Genomic DNA, 475 nt, shown 5'->3' with positions numbered 1-475 from the left:
TTGTAAAAGATATTGAATTAGAAATGATAAAAGATTTTGTTAAATTATTAAAAGAATTATCAAAAGAATTAGATAGATAAATAATATTAATATCCNCTGGAAATTTATATCATCATGGAGAATTTTATGGAAATATTATATATAAAGAGAATATATCTAAAAATGTAAAAAAAGAATCTGAAAAAATAATAAAATATACATTAAATTTAGATTCTGAAAAATTATATAAATTGGAAGTAGATAGTAAAATATTTTGCGGTAAATATCCATTTTTATTCTTTATAGAATATACAAAATTATATACAGGAAAGATAGATCTAATAAATCATATTTTATCATCTGAAATAAATAATGATGAAAAGAATGTTGTTGATAATGCGTCTTTATTATCTTATGAAACCATTAAAGAAAAAATAATATTATGGACACAGATGACTTTAATGACATATATGACGAAATTAGGAGAGAATTTGCT

Annotated in this window: 2 protein-coding genes (both cut by a window edge); both read left to right on the top strand. The window is 19.4% G+C overall.

Features of this window, described 5'->3' with window-relative positions:
• The first annotated feature begins 80 nt into the window (after positions 1–80).
• A protein-coding gene (amrB, locus tag LUA84_RS03820) for an AmmeMemoRadiSam system protein B (RefSeq protein WP_308112666.1) crosses the window boundary here: on the top strand, positions 81–475 show its 5' portion. The gene runs 10 nt beyond the window's last position; only the first 395 of its 405 coding nucleotides appear in the window; the start codon lies at positions 81–83; the stop codon falls past the right edge of the window.
• Positions 422–475, top strand: partial view of an Hsp20/alpha crystallin family protein gene (locus LUA84_RS03815; RefSeq protein ID WP_457913303.1) — the beginning only. Its footprint extends 342 nt past the window's final position; only the first 54 of its 396 coding nucleotides appear in the window; it begins with the start codon at positions 422–424; its stop codon lies beyond the right edge, outside the window. The genes amrB and LUA84_RS03815 overlap by 64 nt, the downstream gene beginning before the upstream one ends.

It is taken from the genome of Candidatus Nanopusillus massiliensis (assembly GCF_920984865.1).
This window is presented reverse-complemented; position numbering and strand designations above follow the sequence as displayed.